This window comes from Pseudomonas alloputida, assembly GCF_021283545.2.
GTDB lineage: Bacteria > Pseudomonadota > Gammaproteobacteria > Pseudomonadales > Pseudomonadaceae > Aquipseudomonas > Aquipseudomonas alloputida.
Genome location: NZ_CP128540.1, coordinates 3256994 through 3282549, shown reverse-complemented (window position 1 = coordinate 3282549; position 25556 = coordinate 3256994). Strand labels below are relative to the sequence as shown.

The window sequence follows — 25556 nt, the reverse complement described above, 5'->3', positions numbered from 1 at the left end:
CCATGCTCTGGGCCTGCATCCTGCTCCCGCAGCTTGCGCTGGACACCGTCCTGCGTGAGCGTGACGACCCTGACACGCCTTTGGTGCTGATTGGCGGGCCGACCCAGCGTCGCGTGTTGCAGGCAGTCAACCCGGCGGCCGCTGCACTGGGCCTGCGGGCCGGGCAAACCCTGACCGCAGCGCGTGCCCTAGCCGATGGCTTCACCTGTGTCGAAGCCGACCCCAAACGCATCGATCAGGTGCAACAGCTGCTGGCGGCCTGGGCCTACCGCTTCAGTGCCCAGGTTAGCCTGCATTACCCTCGGGCGTTGCTGCTGGAAGTGGGCTCCAGCCTGCAACTGTTCGGGCCCTGGCCCTTGTTCGAGGCACGTCTGCGTCAGGAACTGGCAGAACTGGGCCTGCGTCAACGCATTGTCCTGGCCAGCAACCCGGTGGCTGCTCGCATGCTCGCCAATGGCCACGATGGCCTGGCCGTGGGCGATGTCGACGCCACCCGAGCGGCGCTGCTTGGCATGCCCATCACGCGCGTCGGCCTGCCGGCAGAGGCGGCCGAAGCGTTTGCCCGCATGGGCTTGCACCAGCTGGGCCAGGTATTGGCCTTGCCGCGCGATACCTTGGCCAGGCGCTTTGCGGCCCAGGTGCAGCTGCACCTCGACCAGTTGCTCGGCCTGCGCAACCTGGGGCTGGATTTCTACCAGCCACCGGACCGTTTCGAAACCCGGCTGGAACTCAATTTCGACGTCGAGTCGCACCAGGCGCTGTTGTTCCCGCTGCGGCGCATGCTCAACGACCTGGCTGCATTTCTGGCCGGGCGAGACTGTGGTGTGCAGCGCTTCTGCCTGCATCTGGAGCACGCCGAGGGGCCGGATACCCTGCTCAAGGTGGGTTTGCTGGCGGCCGAACGCGATGCTGCGATGCTGTTCGAGCTGGCCCGTGGGCGCCTTGAGCCGCTGCGCATACCCGCACCGGTGCGCAACCTGCGGCTGGTTGCCGAAGACTTGCCACCCTTTGTGCCACAGCATCAGGCGTTGTTCGACCCGCGGGCGCAACAGGCGCAACCCTGGGCGCAATTGCGCGAGCGGTTGCGCGCCCGCCTGGGGGATGAGGCCGTCAAGGGGCTTGGCGCAGCCGCCGATCACCGCCCCGAATGCGCCTGGCATTTGGCGGAGCAGGGTGCCCAAGGCAACATGCCGGTTGCACCGGGCAGCCGCCCGGGGTGGCTGTTGTCGGCACCGATCGCGCTGGATGACGCCGCCTACCAGGTGCAGGGCTATGCCGAACGCATCGAATCAGGTTGGTGGGATGGCGGCGATGTGCGTCGCGACTACTACCGCATCGAAACCCGTGACGGCCTGCGCGGCTGGGCCTACCGCGACCTGAGCCAGGCCGGTCCGCTTTGGCTGCAGGGTTGGTTCGCATGAACACCCCGGGTTATGCCGAGCTGCATTGCCTTTCCAACTTCAGCTTCCAGCGCGGTGCGTCGAGCGCCGACGAGCTGTTCCGGCGTGCGCGCGAGCAGGGCTACCAGGCCTTGGCAATCACTGACGAATGCACGCTGGCCGGTATCGTGCGCGCCTGGCAGGCAGCCAAGGTGCATCAGTTGCGGCTGATCGTTGGCAGCGAGGTGCAATTGTGCGACGGGCCCAAGCTGGTGCTGCTGGTCGAAAACCTGACGGGTTACCAGAACCTGTGCGCGCTGATCACCCGTGCCCGGCGGCGGGCAGAGAAGGGGGCGTACCAGCTGTTTCGTGATGACTTGCTGCTGCACCACCAAGGCCTGCTGGCCTTGTGGGTGGCCGCTGACAGTGGCGATACTGCTACCGGCGCGTGGCTGCGCAGTGTGTTCGCTGAGCGCCTGTGGCTGGCCGTGCACCTGCATCGGGGCAGTGACGATGCCGTGCGCCTGCAACGGTTGCGGGCACTGGCGGCTGATGTGGGTATCCGCGCTGTGGCCTGTGGCGACGTGCACATGCACGTGCGTGGTCGCCGTGCCTTGCAGGACTGCATGACTGCCATCCGCCAGCATTGCCAGGTGAGCGAGGCCGGGCGCTTTCTGTTTGCCAATGGCGAACGGCACCTGCGCAGCCAGGCGCAACTGGCCGAGCTGTATCCGCTCGACCTGCTGGCCGAGACCCTGGTCATTGCCCGGCGCTGCCAGTTTGACCTGAGCGAACTGAACTACCAGTACCCACGCGAACTGGTGCCCGAGGGGCATACCCCGGCAAGCTGGCTGCGCGAATTGTGCGAGCAAGGCATGCCGCTGCGCTGGCCAGACGGGCCCAGTGGCAAGGTGCGTGATGTGCTTGCCAAGGAACTGGGGCTGATCGAAGAGCTGGGCTACGAAAGCTACTTCCTGACAGTGCACGACATTGTCGCCTTCGCCCGCAGCCAGCGCATTCTATGCCAGGGCCGGGGGTCGGCAGCCAACTCGGTGGTGTGCTTCGTGCTAGGCATCACCGAGCTTGACCCCATGAAACACCACCTGCTGTTCGAGCGCTTCCTGTCGCGCGAGCGCAACGAGCCGCCGGACATCGACGTGGACTTCGAGCACGACCGGCGCGAGGAGGTGATCCAGTATGTGTTCCGTCGCTATGGCCGGCACCGGGCGGCGCTCACTGCGGTAGTCAACACCTACCATGCCGCCGGTGCGGTGCGGGATGTGGCGCGGGCGCTGGGGCTACCTGCCGATCAGGTGGATGCCCTGGCCAAATGTTGTGGTCGCTGGAGCGATCGCATACCCGATGACCAGCGCCTGGCCGAGGCCGGTTTCGAAGCGGGCAGCCCTTCGCTGCGGCGGGTGCTGGTGCTGGCCGGCGAACTGATCGGCTTCCCCCGGCACCTGTCACAGCACCCGGGCGGTTTTGTCATCTCCCAGCAACCGCTGGACCAGCTGGTGCCGGTGGAGAATGCCGCGATGCCGGAGCGCACGGTGATCCAGTGGGACAAGGATGACCTGGACATGGTTGGCCTGCTCAAGGTCGACGTACTGGCGTTGGGCATGCTCAGCGCCTTGCGTCGCTGCTTCGACCAGCTGCAGCACCACCGTGGCCGGCACCTGACCCTGGCGACCATCCCCAGCGAAGACCCGGCCACCTACGCCATGATCAGCCGTGCCGAGACCATGGGCGTGTTCCAGATCGAGTCACGCGCGCAAATGGCCATGTTGCCGCGGCTGCGGCCCCAGAAGTTCTACGACCTGGTCATCGAGGTCGCCATCGTCCGCCCCGGGCCGATCCAGGGCGACATGGTGCACCCGTACCTGCGCCGGCGCCTGAAGCAGGAACCGGTGACGTATCCGTCGCCGCAACTGAAGGAAGTGTTCGAACGTACCTTGGGCGTGCCGCTGTTCCAGGAGCAGGTGATGGAGCTGGCGATGGTCGCGGCCGACTATACCCCGGGCGAGGCCGACCAGTTGCGTCGCAGCATGGCAGCCTGGAAGCGCCACGGCGGCCTGGAACCGCACCGCGAACGGCTGGTGCAGGGCATGTTGCGCAATGGTTACACGCTGGCGTTTGCCGAGCGCATCTTCGAGCAGATCAAGGGGTTTGGCAGCTATGGCTTCCCTGAGTCGCATGCGGCCAGCTTTGCCTTGCTGTGCTATGCCAGCAGTTGGCTGAAGTGCCATGAGCCGGCGATTTTCACCTGTGCGTTGGTCAACAGTTGGCCGATGGGCTTCTACAGCCCTGATCAGCTGCTGCAAGAGGCTCGCCGCCAAGGTATCGAGGTACGGCCGGTGGATGTCTGCCACAGCGACTGGGACTGCACCCTGGAGCCTGATGCTGAGGGCACCCTTGCCATTCGCATGGGCCTGCGACTGGTGCGTGGCCTGGCCGAAGCCGATGCCAAGCGCGTGCAGCAGGCGAGGTCGCAGCGGCCGTGGCGCAACGTCGAAGACCTGTGCCTGCGCGCCGGCCTGGACGCACGGGCCCGTGCCCGCCTGGCTGATGGCGGTGCGCTGCGCGCCTTGGCCAGTGATCGGCATCAGGCGCGCTGGCAGGTGGCGGCGGTGCAGCCGCAGCTGCCGTTGTTCGCCGATGTGCAGGCCTTGCCTGAAGAACCGGTGCAATTGCCCGTGCCAACCGTGGGCGAGGACCTGATGGCCGATTATCAAACCCTCGGCACTACGCTTGGCCCACATCCGCTGGCGCTGTTGCGCGCTCGCCTGAGGGCGCTGGGGTGTCGCAGCTCCAGTGAATTGCAGGGTGTGGAGCATGGCGACAACATTGCCGTGGCCGGGCTGGTGGTGGGCCGGCAACGGCCTCAAACCGCCAGCGGTGTGACCTTCGTTACTCTGGAAGACGAACATGGCATGGTCAACGTGGTGGTGTGGCGTGCGCTGGCCGAACGGCAGCGACGGGCGCTGGTGGGTTCGCAGCTGCTCAAGGTCAGTGGGCGGTTGGAGCAGGAGAATGGGGTGCGGCACCTGATTGCGCGGCGGTTGGAGGATGTGAGTCCGCTGCTGCAAGGGCTGGATGTGCGCAGCCGGGATTTTCACTGAAACCCCAACGCTCGGTACTTGCACGGTTTCCCGTGCGGGCGAGCCCGCGAAGCAGCCACCGCGTTGCAAGGCACCGGCCTTGCCGGTGTTCGCGGGCATGCCCGCTCCCACAGGGATCGCGCCAGCTTTTAGAAATTGAGCAAGACAGCTGCTCCCAAAGGTCGCGTCCAGATTGCGCTCGCCTACACCATCGCCAACCGCTGCTTGCGCGTCGGTGCAGGGAACGCCCGGTCGATCGCCCGCAGGTCTTCACCGGTCAAGGTCAGCGCTCCCGCCGCCGCATTGAGCCGCACGTGCTCGGGCGCCACCGCCTTGGGGATGGCGATCACGCCGTCATCGCGGGTCACCCAGGCCAGGCAGACCTGGGCCGGTGTGGCGCCATGGCGCTCGGCGATTTCCGCCAGTACCGGGTGCTGCAACAAGCGCCCGGCCTGCGCCAGCGGGCAGTAGGCCATGGTTGGCAAGCCACGTTTTCCGCACCACGGTAGCAAGTCGAATTCGATGCCGCGTTGGGCCGGGTTGTACAACACCTGGTTGGTGGCACAATCAGGGTTGTGCAGTTCGCGCAGGTCGTCGACGTCGAAGTTGGACACGCCCCAACGCTTGATCTTGCCTTGCTCGCGCAAGCGCTCGAAGCCTTCGACGGTTTCCTCCAGCGGGTGCTGACCACGCCAGTGCAGCAGGTACAAGTCGATGCAATCGGTGCCCAGCCGAGTGAGGCTGCGCTCGCAGGCTGCCGCCATGCCGCGCAGGCTGGCATTGTGCGGGTAGACCTTGCTGACCAGAAATACCCGGTCGCGGCGCCCGGCAATGGCTTGGCCAACGACCTCTTCTGCCCCCCCTTCGGCATACATCTCGGCGGTGTCGATCAGGTTCAGGCCCAGCTCGATGCCCTGTTGCAGCGCCGCGACTTCGGCAGCCTTGCGACCTGGGTCTTCGCCCATGTACCAGGTGCCTTGGCCGATGGCTGCAACGCTCGTGCCTGCCAGATTTACGTAACGCATGTCACCTCCGGGATCCGGGTATTGGAAAGAAGCACTTCAAGCAGTGCTTGTGCTGCGGTGGAAAGCTTGTGCTCGCTGAGGGCAATCACGCCGATGCGCCGCTCGACTGTGGGCTCGACCAAGGTGACGCAGCGGGCACCCAGCTCCTGCATCTGGTTGATGCACAGGGCCGGCACGGCACTGACCCCCAGGCCGCTGGCCACCATGCGGCCGATGGTCGTCAGCTGGTGGCTTTCGAACGCGACTGCCAGCTTGCCGTGGCGGGCCGCCACATTCTGCTCCATCAGCAGGCGCACCGCCGAAGGGCGCTGCAGGGCCACGAAATCTTCGGCCATCAGCTGTGCCCAGCTGACCTGGGGCAGCAGTGCCAAGGGCGAGTCGGCGGCCACTACGGCAACGAAGCGGTCCATGTACAACGGGTGGAAGTCCAGCCCATCGATGTTATCCGGCTCGAAGCCGATGCCCAGTTCGACGCGGCGATGGCGTACCAGTTCCTGTACCTGTTCGTTGATCACGTCGTGCACCGTGACGTTGACCTTGGGGTAGCGCTGGCGAAACACCTTGAGCGAGTGGGGCAACAGGTTGCCGGCAAAAGCCGGCATGGCTGCCACCGACACACGGCCCAATTGCAGGGTGAAGCGCTGGCGCAGCATCTCTTCGGTGTCGTCCCAGTCGGCCAGCAGGCGGCGTGCCAGTGGCAGCAGCACTTCGCCTTCGGCAGTCAGGCTGACGCTGCGCGTGGTGCGGCTGAGCAGGGCGCCGCCGAGGTTTTCTTCCAGCGCCTTGATGGTCAGGCTCAGTGCCGGTTGCGAAACGTGCAGGTGTTCACCGGCCTGGGCGAAGCTCTGGTACTTGGCCACGGCGACAAAGGCGCGCAGTTGTTTGACGTTCATGTCGGGCCTATCGTTTGTTTTGTAAAAATTATCAATCGATGACGAAAACAAAATTAACAAATCAGTCGCTTGCGGTGAAGATGTCTGCACACGCTCACCGACAGCCTCGTCGGTTAAACAACTACAAAAGGCGGATCAGCATGGCCGGACTGGACAAGCGCGTTGCAACCTATGAGCAGGCCCTCGAAGGCCTGACCGACAACATGACGGTACTGGCCGGTGGTTTCGGCCTGTGCGGCATCCCGGAAAACCTTATCAGCGAAATCAAGCGGCGCGGCGTCAAGGGCCTGACCGTGGTTTCCAACAACTGCGGCGTGGACGGTTTTGGTCTGGGCGTGCTGCTGGAAGACCGGCAGATTCGCAAGATGATCGCCTCCTACGTGGGCGAAAACGCCGAGTTCGAACGCCAGTTGCTCAGTGGCGAGCTGGAAGTGGAACTGACCCCACAGGGCACCCTCGCCGAAAAAATGCGCGCAGGTGGTGCCGGCATTCCGGCGTTCTACACCGCCACCGGCTATGGCACCCCGGTTGCCGATGGCAAGGAAGTCCGCGAGTTCAAGGGCCGCAAGTACATCCTGGAAGAATCCATCACCGGTGACTTCGCCATCGTCAAGGGCTGGAAGGCCGACCACTACGGCAACGTGGTGTATCGCAACACTGCGCAAAACTTCAACCCGCTGGCGGCCACCGCCGGCAAGATCACCGTGGTCGAAGTGGAAGAAATCGTCGAGCCCGGCGTGCTGCTGCCAAGCGAAATCCACACCCCGGGCATCTATGTGGACCGTGTCATCGTCGGCACCTTCGAAAAGCGTATCGAAAAGCGCACCGTCAAGGCCTGAGCGCCATCCACCCGAACAATAAAGAGATCCTGACCATGGCACTGACCCGCGAACAGATGGCGCAACGCGTTGCCCGTGAACTGAAGGACGGCTACTACGTCAATCTGGGCATCGGCATCCCCACCTTGGTGGCCAACTATGTACCCGCCGACATGGATGTGATGCTGCAATCGGAAAACGGCTTGCTCGGCATGGGCGAATTCCCCACCGAAAGCACCCTCGATGCCGACATGATCAACGCCGGCAAGCAAACTGTCACCGCCCGCCGCGGCGCCTCGATTTTCGATTCGGCACAATCGTTCGCCATGATCCGTGGCGGCCACGTCGACCTGACCGTACTGGGTGCTTTCGAGGTGGACGTGCAGGGCAACATCGCCTCGTGGATGATTCCGGGCAAGCTGGTCAAGGGCATGGGCGGGGCCATGGACCTGGTGGCCGGTGCCGACAACATCATCGTCACCATGACCCACGCCTCCAAGGACGGCGAGTCCAAGTTGCTGCCAAAGTGCAGCCTGCCGCTGACCGGTGCGGGCTGCATCCGCAAGGTGCTGACCGACCTGGCCTACCTGGAAATCGAAGACGGCGCCTTCATTCTGCGCGAGACCGCGCCTGGGGTCAGCGTCGAGGAAATCATCGAGAAAACCGCCGGCAAACTGATCGTGCCGGATGATGTGAAGGAAATGACCTTCTAAGGCATGACGTGATCTCACCCTGTAGGCGCGGGTTTACCCGCGAATGCGTCGGTACATTGACCGCCGCATTCGCGGGTAAGCCTGTTCCTACAGGTTTTTTGCGTTGCCTGGCAATACCGCTTCATCCCATAAAACCAATAAAAGGAATTCAACCGTGGCCGCTGAAATTCAAGACAGCCGCTCCGCGCGCTTTGCCTTGCGCTGCTCCAACTGGGCTGAACGCTGGTTCCCCGACTCCTGGGTGTTCGCCGCGCTGGCGGTGCTGCTGGTGTGTATCGGCGCACTGGCCATGGGCGCCAAACCGACCGACACCGCCAAGGCGTTTGGCGACGGCTTCTGGAGCCTGATACCGTTCACCATGCAGATGGCATTCGTGGTCATCGGCGGTTATGTGGTGGCCAGCTCGCCGCCCGCCGCGAGGCTGATCGATCGTTTGGCGCGCATCCCCGGCAATGGGCGCTCGGCAGTGTGCTGGGTAGCACTGATCTCGATGCTGGCCTCCTTGCTCAACTGGGGGCTGTCGCTGGTGTTTGGAGGTTTGCTGGTGCGCGCCCTGGCAAGGCGCACCGACCTGAAGATGGATTACCGCGCAGCGGGTGCGGCCGCTTACCTGGGCCTGGGTGCGGTGTGGGCGTTGGGCCTGTCATCCTCGGCGGCGCAGCTGCAGGCCAACCCGGCCAGCCTGCCACCTTCAATCCTGTCGATAACCGGGGTGATCCCCTTTACCGAAACCATCTTTCTCTGGCAGTCCGGCGTGATGCTGGCGGCGCTGGTGGTGGTCTCGCTGGTGATCGCCTACGCCACCGCTCCGGGCCCGAACAGCGCCCGTAGCGCAGAAGACTGCGGTGTCGACCCCAGCTTCACAGCGCCACCCGCGCCGCAACGCACGCGCCCGGGAGAGTGGCTGGAACACAGCCCGATCCTTATCCTGCTGTTGGTGGCCTTGGCTGCTGGCTGGCTGTATCAGGAGTTTGCGACGAAACCTGCGATTACCGCCATCTCGGGGCTCAACACCTACAACCTGTTGTTCATCATGCTCGGTGCTTTGCTGCACTGGCGCCCACGCAGCTTCCTTGACGCGGTGGCGCGTGCGGTACCGACCACCACCGGTGTGCTGATCCAGTTCCCGCTGTATGGTTCGATCGCCGCCATCCTCACCCAGGTGAAGGGCGTCGATGAACAGACCCTGGCCCACCATATTTCACTGTTCTTCACCCAGATTGCCACCCATGACACGTATGCCGTGCTGATGGGCGTGTATTCGGCTGTGCTGGGCTTCTTCATCCCTTCGGGCGGCGGCAAGTGGATCATCGAGGCCCCTTACGTGATGCTGGTGGCCAACGACCTGCAGTACCACCTGGGGTGGGCCGTGCAGATCTACAACGCGGCCGAAGCCTTGCCGAACCTGATCAACCCGTTCTACATGCTGCCGTTGCTGGGCGTGCTGGGGCTCAAGGCGCGCGACCTGATCGGTTTCTCGTTCGTGCAATTGCTGGTGCATGTGCCGTTGGTGCTGGTGTTGCTGTGGGCGCTGGGTACAACGCTGCAGTACGTGCCGCCAGTGATGCCTTGATTCAAGGCCCCTGGAGGCTTGGCGTCAGCTTTCAGACGCGTATCATGGCTGCCTCAGCCTGGGAAACTCGCGTCACATGTCTATCCGATTGAAACTGCTGCGTAAGAAACTGGGGATGACCCTGGAAATGCTGGCCGAAAAGACTGGCATGACCAAAAGCTACCTGTCCAAGGTCGAGCGCGGCCTCAACACGCCCTCGATCGCTGCGGCGCTGAAACTGGCGAGGGCGCTGAACGTCAATGTCGAAGAGCTCTTCGCCGAAGAGCAGGCCGGGCAGAGCCGCTACAGCCTGGTGCGCCGTACCGAGCGCCAGGCCCTGGTTGGCGATGGGCAAGGGCCGGGGTACGCGGCCCTCACCAGTCAGATTGGCCAGCGCAGCCTGCTGCCGTTTCTGATTCAGCCGCCGTCCGAGTTCAGCGACCCTACGTTCAAGGAACACCAGGGCGAAGAGTTCCTGTTTGTTCACACAGGCCAGGTGGAAGTGGATTTCATGAGTGAGCGGGTGTTGCTGGAGCAGGGCGACGCCCTGCATTTCAACGCCCAGACACCGCACCGGCTGCGCTCGGTAGGTGTGACGCCGGCGCAGTTACTGGTTGTTGTTCACCACGCAGACGAATGAAAGCGCAAGGGGGCAACTATGCCCCCCACACGTTCTCAGGCGTGAAACGCCAGGTTCATCGCAACCGCCCTCCCTTGCATAATCTGCATGTCGTTTTTTTGACGAATGCGCCCATTGCCCATTGAATTTTATTATGGTGTCGGATCATTGACGTAGTGTCATTGTGCCCATAAGCTCAAATCAAATACGAAACAACCCCCGCAGCACCGCATTAATAACTCATTGATTTTCCTGTTTTTAGGAGGGGAGTATGCGCACGACTCTGATAATCAAATCGATGTTCTTGCTGGTGATGCTAAGTGGTGCTGCCCGCGCGGCAGATTCGTATATAAATCAGAACAGTATCATTCCTGTTTCAACTGCTGGCTGGTTCTTTGCCTTTGCTGTGGTCGGTTTTGTTGCCGTTGCCAACCGCAGAAAGATCTGAACCGGCTGCCTTGTACCTGAAGTGACTGCTCCTTGCCGCGAAGCCACAGGCGTGGCTTGTGAATTCTCCAACCGTTGCTATATTCCCAGTAGCCCGTAGGACCAACATTTACAAGGCGTTGCAGCCACGTCTGTAGCGTCAAGGCAAGGGCCTCCAGGAAGGTCGAGGCCATCGCGGCAGCAGTGCGCCGTGAAGCGGAGCGAGAGTTGGTGTGTTGTTCTCATTCAGTGCTCTTTGTCGGGCCATTTGGCCGGAGGGACCCTCATGGTGCGTTCAATGTTTGCCGCTTTCTGCATGCTGACGGTGTGGTCTGGTGCCGGTAACGCCGACCAGAGCAGTGCTGCCTACCTGCTCAGCCCCGGCGATGTGGTGATGGTTTCGGTATGGCAGGAAGAAAGCCTGCGTCAAGAAGCCACCGTACTTCCCGATGGCAGTATCACCTTCCCCCTGGCCGGGCGCATCGATGTCGCCGGGCTGGACGTAACGGCAGTCGAGAAGCAGGTCGCTGCCAAACTCGAAAAATACCTCCCCGACCCTAACGTAAGCGTTGTCGTCAAAAGCATTGCCGGCAACATGGTCTATGTCCAAGGCAAAGTGATCAAACCCGGGCCTGTGCAAATGGCAGGCCCCACGGCGGTGCTGCAGGCGCTGAGCATGTCGGGTGGCCTGGACAAGTTTGCAGATGAAAGCGAAATCAAGGTGGTCCGCGGCACCGGTGCTTCCCAAAAGATCCTGCCCGTGCGATATAAGGACCTGGTGTCTGGGCGGGACATGTCCACCAACATCCAACTTCAGGCTGGCGATACGCTGGTCGTTCCTTGATCTTGCCTTTAATAAGAACATTTAATGCCTCTTCTTAGAACAACTCGCATTGCAACGGCAATCTTGGTCTTGCCGTTCACGGACGCGGTACTGGCGGCAAATTGGCAGTCTACGGTGGTGGTACCGACATCCGTCGAATTCGACAGCAACCCATTGCTGTTGACCTCGGGGGAAAAGGGTATAACGCGCACTATTATCGCGCCGGATTACACCCTGATCGGCACTTTTGACCGTGACGAATTGAGGTTGGGGCTTGGCATGCATCTGCTGCGCTCGTCCGATACGGATATCGTCGATGACCGTGAAGACCCTGATATCAGCCTGGGTTGGCAGCGCACCACCGAGCGGGGGCGGTTTGGCCTGGTGGGGCGCTACAACGAAAGCTCGACGCTGTCGGGCACCGTACTGGATACCGGGGTGATTACCACCGACGGTACGCAGAAGCTTTACACCTTGACTGGCAACTGGAGCCAGGCGGTGACCGAGCGCAGTACCTTGAGCAACGAAACCACCTACAGCCGTGCCCGTTACGACATCAGCACGCTGACAGGCTACGACGAACTGGCGAACGTCTTTACCTGGACTTACGCCTGGAGTGAGCGGGCTGACCTGTATACCCGTTTTGGTGCCCGGCGCTATGAGCCCGAAGAGGACCTTACCGCGACCGCTTCCAACAGCTACAGCCCGGCAGTCGGCATCAAATACCAGCTTGCCGAAGGCTTGAGCGCCGATGCCCATGTTGGCGTCAACCAAGTGTCAGGCGACGACGGCGGCCGGCGCGGGGAGGGTGGGGTTGCGTTGCTGTACACCGGCACGCGTGCCGATGCCAGCCTCACCGCCGAGCGCAGCACGGTGGCGAGCGCCGAAGGCGGCTTCGCCGAACTGGACCAGGTGCGTGGTGTGTGGAGCTATGCGCTGACCGAGTTGTCCCGTGTGGGCGCTGACGCCGCGTGGCAGGACAGCAAAGGGCAGTCGCCCAACACGCTGCAGACTTACAGCGTATGGGCCAGCCGCCAGTTTTCGCCTTACTGGGACCTGCGCCTGTCGCTGATGTACAAGGAACGGCAGCAGGACCATGTACCGGATGCGACCGCTACGATCGTTGGTTTGACGTTGACGTACAGGTACCCCGACATCTGAACTTCAGGCAGGTGGCCCTATGAAGTCTGACTACGAGCTCTCCCTCAGAGATTACATCGCCATTATCAAGGACAGGGCCCTGGTGTTAGGGGTGAGTGCCGCAGTCATTCTCGCCGCGACCGTGGCCGTCGCGTTGATGGTGCCGCCGATCTACCAGTCGACCGGCACCATTCTGGTGGAGTCGCAGCAGATTTCGCCTGAGCTGGTGTCGACCAACAACACCAGCTTTGCCGATGAGCGCATCGAGGTGATCCGTCAACGGGTGATGACCCGCGACAACCTGCTGCGCATCATCGGCAAGTACGACCTCTTCGCCGACAAGCGCTTCAGCGAAAGCGACAAGATCGACCAGATGCGCAACGCGATCGTGGTCGAAACCCTGACCACCTACGTGCGCGGCCGTGGTGAAGCGACCGTGGCGTTCAATGTCTCGTTCGAGCACAAACAGCCACAAGTAGCCAAGGAAGTCGCCGATGAACTGGTGACGCTGTTCCTCAACGAAAACCTCAAGCAGCGCACCGAGCGAGCCAACGAAACCACCGAATTCCTCACCCAGGAAGCCAACAAGCTGGGTGCCGAGCTGGCCAGCCTGGAAAACCAGCTGGCCGATTTCAAGCAGGCCCACGCCAATGCCTTGCCCGAGCACCAGACCCTGCGCATGAACATGCTGTCGCGGGCGGAGCTGGAATTCCGTGAGGTCGACCGTGACTACAAGGCTGCCCAGGAAGAGCTGCGCTACCTGGAACTGGAGCTGTCTGCGGCCAATGCCGGCCTTGCCACCAAGGTTGCCGAGGGCACCCGGCCAACCCGTGCCGACCTGCCCGAAGACCTGCCAAGCCTGAAAGCCGAATACGCGCAACTGCTGACCCGCTACAAGGACGCCCACCCGGATGTCGTGGCGGTCAAGCGCAAGATCCAGGCGCTCGAAGCCAGTGGGGGGCGCACTGCGGCAGTGTCCACGGTCAGCCTCGACGCGGCCCGTGTCCGCGCCAAGATGAGCGCCGCCCAGGTGCGTATTGCCTCGCTGGCAGAGCAAAAGCGTGAGCTGACCCGGAAAATGGAAGGCTACGAAGCCGAGATCCTCGAGGCGCCGCAGGTCGAGCGTGGCCTGGTGACCTTGATGCGAGACCACGACAACGCGCGCAAGAAATACGAAGAGATTCGTGCCAAGGAAATGGGCGCAAAGATTACCGAAAGCCTGGAGCAGGAGAACAAGGCTGAACGCTTTGTGCTGCTGGAGCCTCCCCTGTTGCCTGAGAAGCCGATCAAGCCTAACCGCAAGAAAATCGCTGCGCTGGGCCTGGTGCTGGCACCGGCCGGTGGCGGTGCGCTGGTGATGCTGCTGGAAATGCTCAATCAGCGCGTGCGTGGCGTTGGCGCCCTGGAAAGCCTGCTGGGCAAACGGGTGCTGGTGGCACTGCCCTATATCGATACCCGGGCCGACGTGGCCCGACGCAAGCGCTGGCGCAATCGACTGATCCTGGCGGCACTGGCGTTGGCAGCTATCATGATAGGGCTGGTGCACGTGTTCTACATGCCACTGGATGTGCTGTTGTACAAAGTCATGTCTCGGTTTGTATAGGGAAAGCAGTGATGGACAGGATCAAGCCGGCTGTTGGCAACAATATTCATCAGGTTACCCCAGGTACTCCCCAGGCACTGTCTCCCGCCCCCGGTACGGCGCTGGCCGAAGTGCCGGGTCAGTTCGATTACGTGAACACCAAGGTGGTACCGCTGCGTGCAGACCACCTGGAGCGTAACCGCATCGTGGCGTACAACAAGAACTCCAACATGAACGGGCCGATCGACCTGCTGCGTACGCAGGTGCTCAGGGCCATGGACGAGAACGGCTGGCGTACCTTGGCCATCACCTCGCCAACGCCGGAAGCGGGCAAGACCATGCTGGCGATCAACCTGGCCATGAGTATTGCCCACCACACCACCAAGACTGCGTTACTGGTGGACTTCGACCTGCGCCGGCCCAAGGTCGGCAGTTACCTGGGCCTGCCCATGGAGCAGGCACTGAACGAGTTTCTGACGGACAAGGCCGAGTTGCAGGACTGCCTGGTCAACCCCACCTTGCCGCGCTTCGTGGTGCTGCCAACGCGGGTACCCGTGCCCCTGTCGACCGAGATGCTGTCCTCGCCCAAGGTGAACAACCTGATTGGCGATTTGCGCAACCGCTACGAATCGCGCATCTGCATTTTCGATTTGCCACCGCTGCTCAGCTCGGATGATGCGATCACCGTGTTACCCAAGTTCGACTGCGTGTTGCTGGTGGTGGCCAACGGAATGAACAACAAGAAGGAAATCGAGGATTGCCTGCATCACCTGGGTACGGTGAACCTGATCGGGACAGTGTTGAACAAGGCCGACGAACAGCCACGCACCTATTACTGAGCCTTCTGGCAATACGCTTTCAGGCGCAGCCTTGTGCTGCGCCTGAAAGCTATGAGGCCAACTCAGCGCCTCCAGGGATACTGCAACTCCCACTGCCACGCATGCCGCACAATCTGCTCCAGTGAGGCGAATGCAGGGCGCCAGCCCAGCACCTGCATGGCCTTGCTCGCATCCGCCACCAGCCGTGGCGGGTCGCCGGCGCGGCGCTGTGCGTCAAGGGCAGTGATCTGTCGCCCGGTCACGGCCCGGGCCGTATCGATCACCTGCTGCACCGAAAAGCCCAGGCCATTGCCCAGGTTGAACGCGGCACGCTCGCCACCGTCCAGTAGATAATCCACTGCCAGTGCATGGGCAGCCGCCAGGTCTGCCACATGCACGTAGTCGCGTATGCAGGTGCCATCCGGCGTGTCGTAGTCGCGACCAAACACTGTCACCGCCTCGCGCCGGCCAGATGCAGCCTGCAGGATCAACGGGATCAGATGGGTTTCCGGCTCGTGACGCTCGCCTAGCTGGCCTTCCGGGTCAGCGCCCGCTGCATTGAAATAGCGCAGGCTTACCGACTTCAAACCATAGGCCCGGTCGAAGTCCTCAAGAATCTGCTCGACCATCCATTTGCTCAACCCATACGGGTTGATCGGCCCCTTGGTGTGTGCTTCATCGATCGGCACGTACTGCGGGTTGCCGTATACGGCGGCACTCGAAGAAAACACCAGGTGCCTGATGCCGGCATTGACCATGGCCTGCAGCAGGGAAAGGGTGGCTGCGACGTTGTTCTGGTAGTACTTGCCGGGGGCACTGACCGACTCGCCCACTTGAATGAACGAGGCGAAGTGGAACACCGCATCGAAGCGACACACGCCAAACAGCACATCCAGTGCGGCTTCGTCGGCGATGTCGAGCTTGGCCCACTGGATACCGGGGCCAGGTGAGACCAGGTCCGCCACCAGCACTTCATGGCCGGCGGCGAGCAGGTGCTTGACCATGTGCGAGCCAATGTAGCCCGCACCACCCACAACCAGATATTTCATCCCCACCTCCTGGAATCTGCTGTTTACAGACGCAGTGAACACTCCCTGACACGTGCAGGTGGGATGATCAGCTACAGGTGACCTGAGCGTAGATGGCCATATGCTCTATTTCAAGAATAGCCAATTGGACATGTAGGTACCGTCGAAGGTAATGGTGTATTGCCCATCCTTGTAGGCCACCGGCAGCGGCTTCAGCTGCTCCCGTGCATCGCGGGCGAACAGTTTCAGGCCGGCGGGTGCCTTGATGTCCAGGCTGCCTTCAAGGGGCTCGACATTGAACGGCGTCTTGTCATCGGCCTTGGGCATGGCACGGGTGCCCAGTGACAGCAGAAGCTCGCGCGACTGGCCCAGTGGCTTGCCGTCCAGGCTCTGGACCACGACGCTGGCGTAAGGCGTTTTCATTTGTATCTGAATGGCACCCAGGTTGATCGGGCGGCCGCCCAGCCAGCCGCTGGCGGCCTGGGTCAGTGGCGTGTCGATGGTGTAGATGCCTTGTTGCCAGTTGCGCCTGAGTTCGCCTGTGTCGGTCACCGACTCGGTGGCATCGGCGGCCAGCAGCGCTTGCCCCGGGTCGTGCAGCACCTGCGCGTCTGCCGGGATGGGCGCGGGTTTGAGCCAAGGCAATTCCGGCGTGTGTGGCAGGGCGATCTGCAACTGGCCCTTTTCCATGGCTGTGCGCAGCAGCGGTGAGTTACGCGGGGTGATTTCCTGGTTGTACAGGGTGGCAGGTGTCGGTGCGAACACGTAGCGAGTGGTGGCGGGTTTCACGTCCGCACGGCGATAGAGCAGGGCAGCGGCGGGCAGGGTGGCGATCATCGCGGGGTCGTTGTACGCGTGCCAGTTGTCCGCCGTGCGCCAACCCGGGTTGAACGCCTGTTGGCTGTAGGCGTATTGCAGCATGGCGTCCCAGCCTTGGTGGCTGGCGGTGCCGGCGATGTAAATCGGCAGCGAGTGACGGTCAGGCAGCGGGAAGGGCTCGGCGTTCCACTCGGTGACGGTCAGCGGTTTGCCGACGACCTGGGCGGCAGCAATCCAGTCGATCATGCCGTCGCTGGTCAGCGGGTTCTTCTCCAGTTGGCCTGTGTCGCCGTAGCTGTGGGCGTCGATGACATCGCCAACGCTCAATGCCGGCAGTGCGCTAAGCCCATTACCGCCCCAGGTGCTGGTGGTAGCAATGGGGACTTTCACGCCCACGCTGCGCAAGTGGGCGATCATGTCGGCATTGAAGCGTTGTTCCAGCTCGTTGAGCAACAGCTTCGACGGCCCATGCTCCCAGGCACGCCAGGTCAGGTCGGCGGGTAGGTCAAACTGTTTGGCAAAGGCCTTGGCCGCCGTCATGTAGCGCGCACTGTGGCGGGGTACATCCTTGTTCGGCATCAGGGCGTTGCCGTAATGCTGGGTCAGGTCATTCTCGTTGGTGATCAGCACGGCGGCGATGGCGGGGTCGTCCTTGTAGGCCAGGCCCGTGTACTCGTTGACATGGGTCAGGTACTGCTCGGCGAAGCGTTTCATCGCCTGCCGGATACTGTCGTTCACGTAGGCGTAACCCTTCAGGTCGACGCGACCGTCCTGCTCGGGCAGCTCCTTGAAGTCTTCGATGTGGTCGTTGGCGGTAAACGCACGCTGCACATGCATGTCCAGCCAGATGTAGATGCCTTCGTCCTTGAGTGACTTGATCCACAGGTCGAGCTTGCGCAGCGATTCGGTGCTGAGCTGCTGGGTATCGCGCACCACGGTGCCGTCGCCAAAGACGTTGGGGCTGACCCAGGGCGAGTCGTGGTGATGCAGGCGCACCAGGTTGAAACCCAGTGCCGAAAGGCGTTTGGCTTGTTGGCGGATTTCGTCGTCGGGGCTTTTGAACAGCGAGTAGGCCGACAGGTTGGTGCCCCAGAAGCGTACCGGGGTGTTGTCGGCGAACATCAACTGGTCGCCGACAGCCTTGACGAAGCCACGCTTGCCGGCGGGTTTTTCCGCTGCGTTGAGGAACGACAGGTCCACCGGCGAGGTGCGCCAGTCCAGCTGGTCATCAGGCCAGGTGGCGGGGTCTGCCAGGCCGAAGCGCTCGCTGGGTGTCGGGCCGAGTTCGATGTCGCCGGTCACGTTGAGCACGGCCTTGAGCTGCTGGCGGCCGGCGCTGATCGGGTCCTTGTAGAGGAATGCACGCAGCTCGGACGGGTTGCCGCGCTCGAAATAGACCTTGGCCAGTGGCGGGTCGAAACGCATTTCGATGCGTCGCCCCTGGTCAGCCTTGCCCCACGTCCAGCCGCGGTTGTCGGGCAACAATTGCGGGGCGCCCATGCCGCCGGCGATTTGCGCCGGGTCGAACTGGAACACCAGGCCGCCACCCATGACACCGCTCTGGCGGCTGTGGGCGTCGAGATCGAAGGCCCAGCTCAGGGTTTGCGCCTCTTCCTTACGGATGTCAGCCTGCAGGTCGAAGTCCAGTTCCTTGTTCTTGCCCCGCAGCGTGTAGTGGTAAGGGCCATTGACCTTGAAGTCGGTATAGAAACCGGTCCAGCTCCAGTTGGCAGCCCAGAAATCGAATTTGGCCTTCATGACCGGGCCACCGCCGTGTGTCACGTTAGGCAAGCCATTTTGCTCATCGACACTGACCTGCCAGTCTGAAGCCCAGCTGGCCAGCGGCAGCAGGGCCAGGCCGGCAATGGCCGAAAGGCGCACGTAATGACGCAGGGACAGCCTATTCATGAACATTACCTGGGTTGTAGGTCGGGTTCTGCCAGTTCCACGGCCGGGCTGTTGTGCAGCCGGCGAACCATCTGGATGTAGGCCACGCCCAGGCCTGCGATAGACCAGTACACCACCGGGATGAAGGTGATGCTGCTGACCGTGAAGATGATGACCAGAATGCCGATCAGCGTTGCCAGCAACACCCGGCCGAGCTGTCGTCGCTCGTCGTCCTTGTCGGCAAAGCTGAGCATGGCCTTGCGGATACCCCGCAGCACGACGGCAAAGAACGCCACGAACAGACCTAGCCCGACCAGGCCGACCCGCAACGCCAGGTTGATGTAGGTGTTGACGATGTCGATGATGCCGTCGCCCTGGATCATCGCCTGCATTTCGGGTGTGTTGCGGAAGTCGAAGGAGCCGAACAACGGATTGCGCTGGATGACGATCCACGAGTTGTCCATCAGCCGCTCGCGGTAGGTGATGTTCTCTTTCTCGAGGTTACCGATGAACGGCAGCAGGTCCAGCACCTTTTCGCCCCCAGGCACGACGGTCAGCAAGGGCAACGCCAGCATGCCTGCCGCACCTAGCAGCGCCAGGCGCTTGACGGCGCCTTTGCCCAGGGCGATGAACACCACCACGATGACCACGGCGCCGATCCACGGGCCACGCGACAATGGCGCGAACAGCCCGGCGGCCAGCAGCAGGGCGCCCATGGCCTTGTGCAGCGGGCGTTGCACATAGCCCTGCACGAACAGGAACAGGCCGATGGCCACGCTCATCACGTAACCCAGTGCAATCGCCTGGCCGGTGGTGACGCTTGCCCGCAGTGCACCGCCCCGGCTCAGGTAGCCGGACATGCTCCATGGCACGCCCATGGCGTCGACCAGGGCGCTGTACAACAGCCAGTGGCGCACATACTCGGCCACAGCGATCAGCGCCATGACGAAAGAGGCCAGCACGAAGGCCAGCAGGGTGTCCTTGAAGTCGCTGATCTGGCGCAGGCCACGGCTGGCCACGTAATACGGCAGGAGAACGTCGACATACAGGTACAGCGCCTGGCGCAGCGTGTCGGTAAGGGTGGTTTCGCGCAAATAGAGCACGCTCATCAGCAGCAGGCCTGCCGCCAGCAGTTTATCAGCCCAGATGCGGCCAAAGCGCAAGGTGTCACCTTGGCGGCGCAGGTACAGCGCGGCCGGCAGCAGCACGCACAGGGTCAGCAGGCGAATATGGTTCAGGTCGACCAGGTAATTGACCACGCCAAACCCGGGCACCTGCACCGATGCTGGCGGGATCAGGAACAGCAGCATGTAGAACAGCGCCATGGGGTTGTGCTCGCGGCGCCCGGCCAGCAACAGGACGACCGCGCCCACCCCCAGGTACAGCCAGAAGCTGTGGGAGAAAAAAGCCAGCAGGGTCAGCAGGAACCACAGATTGCGCCGGCGCTTGTAGTCGCTGAGCGGAATCAGGTCGGTGGCAGGCCGCCGGGCCATCAGGAAGACCACGCTCGCCAGAAACAGGATGACGATCAACGCACGAAAATGTTCAGGCATCGGCTATGTACACCTTTCCCTTGGTGGGCAACGGCTAGCATCGTGGCTAATTGAAACTATAGTGACTTTTAGCCAATCAGTCAGAGATTGAAGTCATGCCGTCGATTGATGTGTCAGCCGCCGCGAGCCTGCGCAAGCGGGCCTTGAGGGCCGGGTCTTGGAACCTGGTCTCGCAGGTGGCTTCACAGGTGATGCGCCTGGGCGGCAATCTGATCATGGCCCGCTTGCTGCTGCCGGAAATGTTCGGGGTGATGGTCATCGCCACCACTGTTTCGATACTGCTGCATTTGCTTTCCGATGTCGGCCTGCGCCAGAACATCATCCAGAGCCACCGCGGAGACGATCCGGACTTTCTCAACACCGCCTGGACCGTGCAGATCATCCGCGGTTTCCTGCTGTTTGCCCTTACCCTGCTGCTGGCCCTGGGAGCTTGGTTGGCCCAACTGGCTGAGCTGTGGCCGGCCGACTCGACCTATGCCGCGCCGGTACTGCCGATGGTACTGGCGGTCACCGGCCTGTCGGCGGCCATCTGGGGTTTCCAGTCCACCAAGATAGATGTGGCGGTACGCACTTTCCAACAAAAGCGCGTGGTATTGGTCGACCTTGCCTCGCAGGTGGCGGGCCTGGTGGTGATGCTGGTGCTGGGCTTGCTGACCCATTCGATCTGGGCGCTGGTGTTATCAGGCCTGGTTTCGGCGGTCGTCTGGACCGTGCTGGGGCATACCGCCCTGGAGGGGCCCAACAACCACCTGCGCTGGGACCGTTCGGCGCTGACCGAGCTGATCGTGTTTGGCCGCTGGATTCTGTTGTCGTCGATGGTCGGCGTGCTGGCGATGTACGGCGACCGCATATGGTTTGGCGCCAGCATGTCGGCGGCGCAACTGGGTGTGTATTCGATCGCCGTGCTGATCCTGGGTGCGGTGCAGACCGCGCTCATGAAAATTGTCGGCGCGGTGGCGCTGCCTGCTTTCAGCGAAGCGGCCCGGGCCGACGACAAGCCGCGCCTGAAAGCGCTGTATTTCCGCTTTCGGCTGCTGGTCGACCTGCTGGTGCTGTTCATTTGTGGCGGTTTCCTGACCGCCAGCCCGCTGCTGATCGGCTGGATGTATGACGATCGCTACCGCGAAGCCGGGCCGATGCTGGCGATTCTCTCGCTATCGTTCATCGTATTGCGCTATACCTTGGCTCATCAGGTGTGGATTGCCTTGGGCCTGACCAAGTACCAGGCCATGGACAACATCATCCGCCTGGTCTCGTTATGGGGGCTGTTGCCGCTGTTACTGGCGATTGGCGGGGTGGAGTGGGCTATCTGGGGGGTTGCCCTGCATGCTGCGCCAACGCTGGTGCTGGTTGTGTATGTGAACTGCAAACTGGATATCTTCAGCCTCAAACGTGAGCTGGTGGTACTGCCGATGTTGCTGGTCGGGGCGCTGTGCGGGGCACTGTTGACGGCCTTTTTCAACTGGCTGTAGCGCAGTTTGCCGGGTGTAACTTTCATGGCTACAGGTCACGGGAACATGGGGAAGCTCACTTTTTGTACTGCGCAGTTGGGTCGTAGAGGCTTTCTCCAGAGCTGTGTCTTGCTCGGCGCGGGGGGCGCGGTGTTCGGCGCCTCGGCGGCCGTTGCGGGCAAGACGGTCGAAAAGCCCGGGTTCGTGGTAATCAACGGTTGGGTATTGCCGTCCCGTTACTTTCGGAACGCGTCAGCATGATCAAGGACTTTGAGCAGCAGAAGGCGCTGCGCGATCACTATGATTTCTGCATCATCGGGGCCGGCCCGGCGGGTATAACCCTGGGCTTGCGCCTGGCAGCCGCCGGCTGGAGCGTAATGATCGCCGAAGGCGGGGGGCGCGAATATGCGCCGCACTCGCAAGACTTGTACGCGTGCTCATCCACCGGCCTGGAACTGTATGCCGAGGAAACCCGCCTGCGCTACCTGGGTGGCACCTCCAATCACTGGGCTGGCCGGTGCCGACCATTCACCCCTTCGGATTTTGCCGTCGCCCCGCCAGGCGTCTTGCCGGGCTGGCCAATTCCCTACTCGGAGATCGAAGGCTTTCTGCCGGCAGCCATGGAGATCGTCGATCTGGCGCCTGGCTCGGATTTTCGCGCGATGAATGCCGGTCTCAATGGCGGTGACTTCGAGGCGGACCGTTTTCTGCTCAGCACGCCGACACGTTTTGCGCAGAAGTACGCTACAGCACTGGAGCAGACCCCAGGCCTGGATGTGTTCATCAACTGTAATTGCGTTGACCTGGAGTTCGACAAGGCTTCCGGCCACCTGGCTGCGGTGGTTTTGTCTGACTATGAGTGCAATCGTCAACGCCTGGTGGCTGGAAATTTCATTCTGGCCACAGGGGCCATCGAGAATGCCCGGCAGTTGCTGAACAGCGAGACCCTGGTGGCCGCAGGCGTGGTGAGCAAGGAAGGGCTGGTCGGCGGGTGTTTCATGGAACACCTGAATATCGAAATGGGCACTTTCATCCTCAAGTCCGGGCAGGACCCAGAGCCGCGCCAGTACTACACCACCGATGCTTTCGTCGACGAGTACAAGGCCGGTAAAGGCAATGTCACCGCCTCCTTGCTGGCCGATGTGCAAACTTATGGCCGCACTGCCGAGGTGAAGTATTTTCTCGAGAGCCTGGCCTGCGACATGGGGTTTGCCAGCAAGGTCGCCTTCGTCGCCAAGTTCAGCTGCCCTGGTGACGGCGTGATCAGCACCATGATCGAGCAGTTCCCCAACCTGCACAGCCGCATTTCGCTGCTGGACAAGAAGGATGCGCTGGGCGTGGCCAAGGTCAATGTCAATTGGGTGCTTAGCGCCGAAGACCGGCACACCATCAAGTGCATTGGCAGCGAACTGGCCAAGCAGTTCGCCGACATGGACCTGGGGTTCGTCAAGCTCAACGATTTCGTTTACGACACCTCGATACCGCTGAGAATGGCACCCCATGCCCATCACATGGGCACCACGCGCATGGCCGCCTCGCCGCAGTTCGGTGTGGTCGATGCCAATTGCAAGGTGTTCGGTACCGAAAACCTGTATGTCGCCGGCAGCAGCATTTTTGCCAAGGGCGGCGCCTCCAACCCGACCATGCCGCTGTTGCAATTTGCCTTGCGGCTGGCCGACCACCTCGATAACAAGATGAAAGCGGCCAGCGGCGCCGCGGCGTGATGAAGGTTGTACACGGGTGAGTGCGATGCGGTCAGCACCTAGAAGAACGAGACCGGAACGCCTCAGGAGACTCCAGATTGTTCAGATCGCGAGGCCAGGCAGTATGAAAGGATGGATACGCAAGGCAGTGGCGCGCTACGCCCATGCAACCGGGCGAGGTGGCAAATTCTACAGGAGGTTCTGCAACCCCTCTGGTCTTGAATGGGGGGCCTATCTGGCCCGATGGGGCAACTTTCATTCGGTCGGCAGCAATTTCTACGTCAATACAGGCTGCAAGTTTCTCGACCCGTCGCTGGTACGTATCGGTAACAGCGTGGGCTTGTCCGACTGCACGTTGATCGGTCATGACGGGGTGGTATTGCTGATCGAGCATCGCTTTGGCAAGCACCTGGATTCGGTCGGTTTCATCGACATCAAGGACAATTGCTTCATCGGCCATGGTGCGATCGTGATGCCTCGCGTGACCATCGGGCCCGAATCCATCGTGGCGGCAGGGGCGGTGGTGACCAAGGACGTGCCGCCAGGCACCGTCTATGGTGGCAACCCTGCCGAGTTCATTTGTACCACCGAACAGTTGATCAAGCGGGTCGAGGCACGTTGCGAAGCCTACCCATGGATCGATCTGGTGAAGCAGCGCAACGGTGCCTACGACCCGGAAGTGGAACCGTTACTGATGGCGCAAAGACGTCAGTATTTCTTCGGGGACAGCTGAAATGGCTAGCAAACCTGTGGATGTCATGGTGGTCAACTTCAATACCGCTGGACTGTTGCAGCCGATGTTCGATGCGCTGCGCCGGGCCGACAGCGAGCGGCTGGCCAGTTACCTGGTGGTCGACAATGCCTCGCGCGATGACTCGGTGCAGCGCATGGCCCAGGTGTGCCCCGAGGCACTGCTGCTGAGCAACAAGCAGAACGTGGGTTTCGGCCGGGCCAACAACCAGTTGTTGGCGCACCTCAAGGGCAAGTATGCCTTGCTGCTCAATACCGATGCCTTCGTTGCCGCCGACTCGCTGCAAAAAACGCTCGACTACATGGACGCCCACCCGGAGTGCGGCGTACTGGGGGTGCGCCTGGAGGGTCGCGATGGCGACCTGCAGCCCAGTTGTCGCTACTTCCCCACACCGCTCAATGTGTTCGTCGGGCGTACCGGGTTGGGGCGGTTCTTCCCAGGGGTGAAGATGGTCGACGACATGAACTGGGACCACGCCTCGGTGCGCGAGTGTGACTGGTTGCCCGGCTGCTTCTACCTGGTGCGCCGCGAAGTACTCGACAAGGTGGGTTTGTTCGACCCGCGCTACTTCCTTTATTACGAAGAGGTGGACCACTGCAAGCGGGTGAAGGAAGCGGGCTGGAAAGTGGTGTTCTACCCGCATACCACGGTGGTGCACATCGGTGGCGAAAGCTCCAAGTCGGTGGCGGAGCTGGAGGCCGCCAGCCGGCAGATCTCGTCCTATCAGATCGAAAGCGAGTTGCTGTACTTCCGCAAGCATCATGGGGTGGCGGGGCTTGCCCTGCACATGCTGCTGGTCACGCTGGGCGACCTGGTGCTGGCACTCAAGGCGCTGTTGAAACGACGCGGCTGGGGCGCCATTCAGGCCTGCTGGCGTCATTGCCGGGCAACCTGGTCTTTGCTGTTCAAGACCCGGTACGCCAGCCAACCGACAAGGTAGGTGGAGCCATGTTCGATAATATTCGCGCCGACCTGCGGGCCCATGGCGGGGACTGGGGCGCCCAGGGTTTCTGGGTCTTGCTGGTGTACCGCTTTGGCCGCTGGCGTTATACGCTGCGCCCGGCACTGCTGCGCAAACTGTGCTCGCTCATCTACAAGGTGCTGTTCAAATTCGTCCAGATCATCACCGGTATCGAACTGCCGTGCGAGGTGGTGATCGGGCGCAACTTCGTCATCGATCATTTTGGCGGCATCGTTGTCAGCGGCTATGCCCGCTTCGGCGATGACTGCCGTATCCGCAACGGCGTGGTGGTGGGCCTGAAGAATGTCGACGAGCCGATTGCCCCGGTGTTCGGCAACAACGTCGACATTGGCACCGGGGCCAAGGTGCTGGGCAGTATTCGCATCGGCAACAACGTGATCATCGGCGCCAATGCCGTCGTGCTGGTAGATGTGCCTGACAATTCACTGGCAGTGGGGGTGCCGGCCATCATCAAGGCCCGGCATCCGGCCGCCGTGGCATCGGTCGAGTGAGGCCT

General features: G+C 62.1%; 21 protein-coding genes. 16 read left to right on the top strand and 5 right to left on the bottom strand.

The window, feature by feature from the left end; all coding sequences use genetic code 11:
• Positions 1–2: 2 nt before the first annotated feature.
• On the top strand, positions 3–1421 hold the full coding sequence (locus tag LU682_RS14950) for a Y-family DNA polymerase (RefSeq protein WP_010954010.1): 1419 nt from the start codon (positions 3–5) through the stop codon (positions 1419–1421).
• Complete coding sequence (locus LU682_RS14945) at positions 1418–4498, top strand: error-prone DNA polymerase (protein ID WP_010954011.1); 3081 nt, start codon at positions 1418–1420, stop codon at positions 4496–4498. Before LU682_RS14950 ends, LU682_RS14945 begins: the two co-directional genes overlap by 4 nt.
• Before the next feature lie 182 nt (positions 4499–4680).
• Here the strand turns inward: LU682_RS14945 and LU682_RS14940 are convergent, their stop codons facing one another.
• Together LU682_RS14940 and LU682_RS14935 are read right to left on the bottom strand one after the other, a co-directional pair.
• The gene (locus LU682_RS14940) at positions 4681–5502 is read right to left on the bottom strand and encodes an aldo/keto reductase (protein ID WP_049587817.1); all 822 of its coding nucleotides are present in this window, start codon (positions 5500–5502) and stop codon (positions 4681–4683) included.
• Complete coding sequence (locus LU682_RS14935) at positions 5490–6395, bottom strand: LysR family transcriptional regulator (protein WP_010954013.1); 906 nt, start codon at positions 6393–6395, stop codon at positions 5490–5492. Before LU682_RS14935 ends, LU682_RS14940 begins: the two co-directional genes overlap by 13 nt.
• Before the next feature lie 140 nt (positions 6396–6535).
• Between LU682_RS14935 and LU682_RS14930 the strand changes: the two genes are divergently transcribed.
• The 9 genes from LU682_RS14930 to LU682_RS14890 all read left to right on the top strand — a co-directional run bounded on the left by LU682_RS14930 (position 6536) and on the right by LU682_RS14890 (position 14907).
• Positions 6536–7234 (top strand): CoA transferase subunit A, encoded by a 699-nt coding sequence (locus LU682_RS14930; protein WP_004374230.1) that lies wholly within the window; start codon positions 6536–6538, stop codon positions 7232–7234.
• A gap of 35 nt (positions 7235–7269) precedes the next feature.
• Positions 7270–7926, top strand: coding sequence for a CoA transferase subunit B (locus LU682_RS14925; protein ID WP_010954014.1), 657 nt, complete (start codon positions 7270–7272; stop codon positions 7924–7926).
• 154 nt (positions 7927–8080) lie between these two features.
• Positions 8081–9499, top strand: coding sequence for a short-chain fatty acid transporter (locus LU682_RS14920; protein ID WP_004576289.1), 1419 nt, complete (start codon positions 8081–8083; stop codon positions 9497–9499).
• 76 nt (positions 9500–9575) lie between these two features.
• Positions 9576–10118 (top strand): helix-turn-helix domain-containing protein, encoded by a 543-nt coding sequence (locus tag LU682_RS14915; protein ID WP_010954015.1) that lies wholly within the window; start codon positions 9576–9578, stop codon positions 10116–10118.
• Between the two features lie 250 nt (positions 10119–10368).
• Positions 10369–10545 carry an EPS-associated small membrane protein EppA gene (eppA, locus tag LU682_RS14910; protein WP_004374238.1) on the top strand — a complete coding sequence of 59 codons (177 nt, stop codon included), beginning with the start codon at positions 10369–10371 and terminating at the stop codon, positions 10543–10545.
• A gap of 264 nt (positions 10546–10809) precedes the next feature.
• Positions 10810–11367 (top strand): polysaccharide biosynthesis/export family protein, encoded by a 558-nt coding sequence (locus LU682_RS14905; protein ID WP_010954016.1) that lies wholly within the window; start codon positions 10810–10812, stop codon positions 11365–11367.
• A 24-nt stretch (positions 11368–11391) separates the two neighbouring features.
• Entirely contained in the window at positions 11392–12507 is a 1116-nt protein-coding gene (locus LU682_RS14900) for a hypothetical protein (protein ID WP_049587815.1), read from the top strand.
• A 19-nt stretch (positions 12508–12526) separates the two neighbouring features.
• Entirely contained in the window at positions 12527–14089 is a 1563-nt protein-coding gene (locus LU682_RS14895) for a GumC family protein (protein WP_060489564.1), read from the top strand.
• A gap of 11 nt (positions 14090–14100) precedes the next feature.
• Entirely contained in the window at positions 14101–14907 is an 807-nt protein-coding gene (locus LU682_RS14890; RefSeq protein ID WP_004576287.1) for a CpsD/CapB family tyrosine-protein kinase, read from the top strand.
• Between the two features lie 62 nt (positions 14908–14969).
• On the opposite strand, the gene galE is transcribed toward LU682_RS14890, so the two are convergent.
• From galE to LU682_RS14875, 3 genes are all read right to left on the bottom strand, one after another.
• Entirely contained in the window at positions 14970–15935 is a 966-nt protein-coding gene (galE, locus tag LU682_RS14885) for a UDP-glucose 4-epimerase GalE (RefSeq protein WP_010954018.1), read from the bottom strand.
• 105 nt (positions 15936–16040) lie between these two features.
• Entirely contained in the window at positions 16041–18641 is a 2601-nt protein-coding gene (locus LU682_RS14880; RefSeq protein ID WP_049587822.1) for a glycoside hydrolase 5 family protein, read from the bottom strand.
• 5 nt (positions 18642–18646) lie between these two features.
• A complete protein-coding gene (locus LU682_RS14875; RefSeq protein ID WP_010954020.1) occupies positions 18647–20173 on the bottom strand; it encodes an O-antigen ligase family protein in 1527 nt (508 codons plus the stop codon).
• 95 nt (positions 20174–20268) lie between these two features.
• Between LU682_RS14875 and LU682_RS14870 the strand changes: the two genes are divergently transcribed.
• The 5 genes from LU682_RS14870 (at position 20269) to LU682_RS14850 (ending at position 25551) form a co-directional block, all read left to right on the top strand.
• A complete protein-coding gene (locus LU682_RS14870) occupies positions 20269–21645 on the top strand; it encodes an oligosaccharide flippase family protein (RefSeq protein WP_010954021.1) in 1377 nt (458 codons plus the stop codon).
• A 236-nt stretch (positions 21646–21881) separates the two neighbouring features.
• Positions 21882–23348 (top strand): GMC oxidoreductase, encoded by a 1467-nt coding sequence (locus LU682_RS14865; RefSeq protein ID WP_010954022.1) that lies wholly within the window; start codon positions 21882–21884, stop codon positions 23346–23348.
• Positions 23349–23451: 103 nt separating this feature from the next.
• On the top strand, positions 23452–24060 hold the full coding sequence (locus tag LU682_RS14860) for an acyltransferase (protein WP_029615442.1): 609 nt from the start codon (positions 23452–23454) through the stop codon (positions 24058–24060).
• A 1-nt stretch (position 24061) separates the two neighbouring features.
• Positions 24062–25018 (top strand): glycosyltransferase family 2 protein, encoded by a 957-nt coding sequence (locus LU682_RS14855; protein ID WP_010954024.1) that lies wholly within the window; start codon positions 24062–24064, stop codon positions 25016–25018.
• Positions 25019–25026: 8 nt separating this feature from the next.
• The gene (locus LU682_RS14850) at positions 25027–25551 is read left to right on the top strand and encodes a serine O-acetyltransferase (protein ID WP_010954025.1); all 525 of its coding nucleotides are present in this window, start codon (positions 25027–25029) and stop codon (positions 25549–25551) included.
• The last annotated feature ends 5 nt before the right edge of the window (positions 25552–25556 follow it).